The sequence below is a fragment of the Pseudomonadota bacterium genome (assembly GCA_039714795.1).
Taxonomy (GTDB): Bacteria; Pseudomonadota; Alphaproteobacteria; order JAGOMX01; family JAGOMX01; genus JBDLIP01.
This window is the reverse complement of sequence record JBDLIP010000121.1, coordinates 1-4,986: the sequence shown is the minus strand read 5'-3', so window position 1 is coordinate 4,986 and position 4,986 is coordinate 1. Positions and strand designations below refer to the sequence as shown.

The window sequence follows — 4,986 nt, the reverse complement described above, 5'->3', positions numbered from 1 at the left end:
ATGTATAAAACCAATTCAATTTCTGAACAAGAAGTTCATACAAAGCAGACAGATTCAGGCTTACTTTTTGATAAAAAGACGAGTCAATTAGCTATCTATACTGAACCTGAGTTACGAGCAACATTCCAGCGTTACCTGGCACAACTGTTTGCAAAAAATAGAAATCAGGTGTGCATCAAACAAGCTGCAAATATTTTGCGTTTATCCCATTCTGAAGCAGGAAACGTTCTGCAACACATGACGTGTTTAGAATGGCTAAAACAAACAAAATTGGGATTTTACACGCTTACTGCAAGCACCCCAGAAAAAGTGGTGGATTGGAATACAGATGACCCATGGGTTATTGCCTCTAAAAATTTTAATCCTTGTTACATTGGTGGATACAGTGCTGCACTGTATTGGGGGCTTACAGATAGATATGGAGCAGACAGCGTATCTTCACAACAAAAGATTGATGCAGAGCAAACAGCCAACAAAAATTATGTCTATTATGTCCAAAGGACAAAACCTGAGCTTTTCTTCGGACTTGATACGGTTTGCCAACAAGGCATACAGGTTGCTTTGAGTGATCCTTCACGCACGCTGATTGATTTTATAGCCGATCCTGATGCTTTTGCTGGCATGGATGATGTTCTGGAAATCTTCCATTTCTATATGAACTCGCAACTCAAGGATTTAGGATGCCTCACCAAGTATATTTTCCGATTTGATAATTACCCTATCCTATTTAAACGTTTTGGCTTTTTGCTGGAAAGATTTTATCCAAAAGAACAAGATTTTCTAAACCTCAGTAAAAAATGGATGAGTAATGAGGACGCAGGGCCTGATAATACTCCACCGACCGACAAACTTGCGCAGAAGTGGCGTATTTGGTTGCCAGATAATTGTGAGCAAAACAACAGGAACCAGACGGGAGTTCAAGTTTATGAGATATCCAATGGTCTTTAGTTTTAGGAAATTGCTTGAGTAGAAATAGCACGAGGCATACCATGACATCATCCAATCACTTCACCCGAGGCGGTCAACTCTCCATGCACCGGTTGCGGATGTGGCAACAGGTGGCAAGAATTACATTAGCAGTTATCCTGTTTACTGCTATGACAATTTCCATTGGTAAAACCCTCTATGAAGTTCCCCCATACCACTTTTACCTGTTTAAAGAATATTACCACGGTAAATTCCTACTGGGGTTTGCCACCAAGCAAGCTGATATTCACAAGGCCACCCAGCAGATCATTCACCCTGATGGCAGAAAGACTCAAGAATACAGCATTAATATTGTGCAAAGTCCTTGGGTTAATTACGCTGTGGCTAATATCGAATACAAAGTTTGGCACAACAGTATTTTGGGATTATGGATTGGTGGGGTTATAGGGCTTTTGGCGGTGATCTTCTTTGCTTATCGAGGCAGGGAGCAATCGCAACAGCGCACTGAGCGCGGTACAGCATTGGTGTCTGTACAACAACTAAAGAAAATGATTCGCCGTAGAAAACAAGCTTCAGACTTGCAGCTTGATGGTCTGCCGTTGATCAAGGACAAGGAAACCTCACACCAAATTTTGACGGGTACGACTGGCGCAGGCAAATCAAACGCACTGCATAAATTGCTGCCGCAGATCCGCAAACGTGGTAATCGCGCTATTATTGTTGATCTTACCGGAGAATTCGTCTCACGCTATTATGACGAAACAACCGACTTTATTTTGAACCCCTTTGATGCCCGACACCAAGCATGGTCACCCTGGCAGGAATGTACAACAGAAGCCCAATATGATGCTTTAGCAAGTGCTATCATTCCTTCTGGCCAGACAAGTGATCCGTTTTGGGAGAATTCAGCTCGGATTATCTTGGCTACAGCCTTAAGGAAATTTGAAAAAATGCAGGCACCGTCTCCGGAAGCTTTGTATCAGTTGTTAACTAAAGCTCCCATTGCAGAGTATCAACAGTTCTTTGCCGGTACGGAAGCTACTCCCTTAACCAGCCAAGAAGCAGAAAAGACCACAGCATCAATTCGTTCGACCCTTTTAGCCAATTTGGTGGGGCTAAAGTATCTGCGTGATAAACAGGCAAGCTTTTCAATCCGGCAATGGGTGAGCCAAGATGATCAAAATTCTTGGTTGTTCTTAAGTGCCCGGCCGGATCAACGGCAAACCCTTAAATCCCTGATGACCGCCTGGATGGATACCAGTATCAATGCCCTGATGACCTTGCCGCCAGATAGCAATCGACGGGTTTGGCTTATCCTCGATGAGCTGCCCGCCCTGCACCGACTTCCTTCTTTGGAAATGGCTTTAGCTGAATCCAGAAAATACGGCGGCTGTGTTGTGGCAGGTTTCCAGAGCATTCCTCAGCTGACCACGGTTTATGGCACGTCATCTGCGCAAACTTTGCTTGATCTTTTCAACACACAAATCTTCTTTCGCAACACGGATCCAAATACCACCGAATGGATCTCAAAAGTCCTGGGTGAACAAGAAACCCAAGAAATAAAGGAGAACTTGTCCTATGGAGCCAATACAGTACGTGACGGAGTTTCCTTGAGTCAGCAGGAGCGTAAGAAGTCCGTCGTATTGCCAACTGAGGTAGCCAATTTGCAAGATTTGCAGTGCTATGTGAAGCTACCAGGAGGTTACCCGATTACGCAATTGCAAATGAGTTACCAGCAGGCCAAACAAAAAGTTAAAGGGTTTGTGGAAAAACAGCAGGATGAAAAAACACGACCTTGGTGATTAATGCGGTGCCAAGATAGATTAATAATTTTGTTTAGTCCGCTGCAATTTTTTTGCTTTTTACGAATAAATATTTCGTGATTATTGTTTCTTTTAAAATTAATTAGTTAGCTAATTTGGTATTAGGACCAAGAATTGATCTAATTTTTGCGATATGAATTTCTCAAAAGGGTAGAGTTTTGAGAGAGAAGGCGGTTGAAAGTCTTGTTTTACAAGGGTTCATTACTTTGATGAAAGTTGGCGGTCGTCTCTCAAAAGCCCTCCTTTTTGAGAGAGTGTTTAGAGGGGAAGTTCGTTGGATTTGGTCCAAGATCTAATGTACCCCTAGTACTCTACTACCCCAGGCCTTTAAGGATTAATTAAGAAAAATAAAATATAATGAAAACATAAGATAGTAAAACTTTAAGAATGGAAAGGAAATATAATGAATTATAATTTTTATAAAACTAAATTGAGTCTTCTAATTACCTTAATTGCCGCTTTTCAAGTAGGAGCGATTGACCGGGTATTGGCAACAGAGAATCTGCCTGAGATTGCAACTCAACAAGGATGCAGAGATGCCTTAAACCTTAATAGATATAAGGAGAAAAATTTTAAGCAGACAATTGGAAAAATCATTCGCACGCATAGGTACGATTCGAGGAAACTTCCAGAAAATTTACCTGAAAAGTCTTTATTTAATTATGCTGTGATCGGAAACTTCGAGAACCTGCTTTCTTTCATTAGAAATAATTGTGAATTTAATAACACAAATGACATCAAAGATGGTGCTGCTTGCTACTATAAATGCCCAAACAACATTGGGCTTTATTATAATGGGGTAAAACATATTCCCACTCAAAACATACACTTAAATTATATGAAACATAAATTTTCCCCAAATAATTACTATTTACTATCAATTTACCCGGCTCATCCAATTAGTGACTAAAGGATAGTTGCTTTTAGACGATCAGACCTGATCATCTAAAAGTATTTTATAAGGAATCCACCTACCAAACGGTTTATAGGACTCTAATTTCTTCTCAACATCGATTCCTAACCGAGCCATTGTATTTTTTGGTATAATTTTATCTGTCTGATCAGAGAACATCGCTACTTTTATGAGGGAAAATTTGGCCCCCTCATGATTTGTATCATTTATGCGTGTTATAAGATCACACATATTGGCATCCTTAGTCATTTCTAATTCTTCTTTGGAAGAAATTGAGCCAAGAGCCACCATTATTCTGTGTGATTTAACAAAAACCTCAACTGAAGCAAGCATATGCTCCAAAGTTTTAGCTCTGGAACCAAAGCCAACTACACAAGCTGCATTCTCGTTGGCAATTTCGACTAAGCTCTTAAATACTTTACGTTTCAATCCTCTTCCCCATTCCAATGCTAATAAATCTATGTCCTCAATCGCCGTTTTTTGAAGAGACTGAATGATCATTGTTTTATTTGATGGCATAAAAAAAGGATTGTTACTTCCTAAGATAGCTTGTATGGGTTTTGATGTAAGTGCAAAATTATGAAAATCTTTCCAGTAAAGGTAACTAGCAATAGACAGGGTAATTTCTCGAGGAACTTTTAGAAAAATTGTATTTTCTTTAATACTTATATTTTTAAAAGATTTTGGCAACTCATTTTTATTCACAGAATATTTATTTTTTATACCTGACAATGTGTTTTCTTCAACCAACGAAGTTTGATCGTTTAAGGAACATTTTATATTCTTTAAAACTTTTGTAGAATCGGAATGTTTTTCCATAAGCGTTGCCTGTGCTACACCACAAGTACACAAAATTAATAGTGATGTTTTTAAAATTAGATTCATAACCTTCTCCTTTAATTTACCGGTGTCCTACTGAAGTTAAACTTAATTCGTAAAGTTTTCAAGAATCAACTACCCTCTACTTCAGTAGAGGGTTTGAAATTAGCCTGAAGGGGTTGTAGCCAGAACGCCTCGACATGTACCCATAAATCTCTGTATCCTTTCTATAGCAACGCTTTTGAAGTTTTTTTTAAAATACGCTCTTTTCAGCTGTAATATCATGCAGAGAAAATCCTTGCTATCTTTTATTTGACAAAACTTTCCGTAGAGTACTAGTGGTCTGTCACACAGTAAATTTGGGATAAAGGGACTTTAGTTTTACCCGTGCCTGGCCAACCTTAGACTGCCAATCAACTCCTCTTTGCTTTTCATTCGTTGCGGTTGCCCACGCCGCAATTTCTTCTCTCAAGACTTCTATGTTGCCGATTCGCCGATGCTTCG

The 4,986-nt window shown here is 39.6% G+C and carries 4 protein-coding genes; 3 read left to right on the top strand and 1 reads right to left on the bottom strand.

Features of this window, described 5'->3' with window-relative positions:
* The 3 genes from ABFQ95_07545 to ABFQ95_07535 all read left to right on the top strand — a co-directional run.
* Positions 1 to 948 (top strand): hypothetical protein (locus tag ABFQ95_07545; protein ID MEN8237374.1); only part of this gene is annotated, 948 nt, incomplete at its 5' end.
* A 41-nt stretch (positions 949 to 989) separates the two neighbouring features.
* Complete coding sequence (traD, locus tag ABFQ95_07540) at positions 990 to 2,729, top strand: type IV conjugative transfer system coupling protein TraD (GenBank protein ID MEN8237373.1); 1,740 nt, start codon at positions 990 to 992, stop codon at positions 2,727 to 2,729.
* A 424-nt stretch (positions 2,730 to 3,153) separates the two neighbouring features.
* A complete protein-coding gene (locus ABFQ95_07535) occupies positions 3,154 to 3,660 on the top strand; it encodes a hypothetical protein (GenBank protein MEN8237372.1) in 507 nt (168 codons plus the stop codon).
* 21 nt (positions 3,661 to 3,681) lie between these two features.
* Here ABFQ95_07535 and ABFQ95_07530 read toward each other — a convergent pair whose 3' ends face one another.
* Positions 3,682 to 4,548 carry a hypothetical protein gene (locus tag ABFQ95_07530; GenBank protein MEN8237371.1) on the bottom strand — a complete coding sequence of 289 codons (867 nt, stop codon included), beginning with the start codon at positions 4,546 to 4,548 and terminating at the stop codon, positions 3,682 to 3,684.
* Positions 4,549 to 4,986 lie beyond the last annotated feature (438 nt).

Bases quoted from the DNA above. Each gene is read 5' to 3' on its own strand.
- traD (MEN8237373.1), top strand. From the start codon at position 990: ATGACATCATCCAATCACTTCACCCGAGGCGGTCAACTCTCCATGCAC.
- ABFQ95_07535 (MEN8237372.1), top strand. From the start codon at position 3,154: ATGAATTATAATTTTTATAAAACTAAATTGAGTCTTCTAATTACCTTA.
- ABFQ95_07530 (MEN8237371.1), bottom strand. From the start codon at position 4,548: ATGAATCTAATTTTAAAAACATCACTATTAATTTTGTGTACTTGTGGT.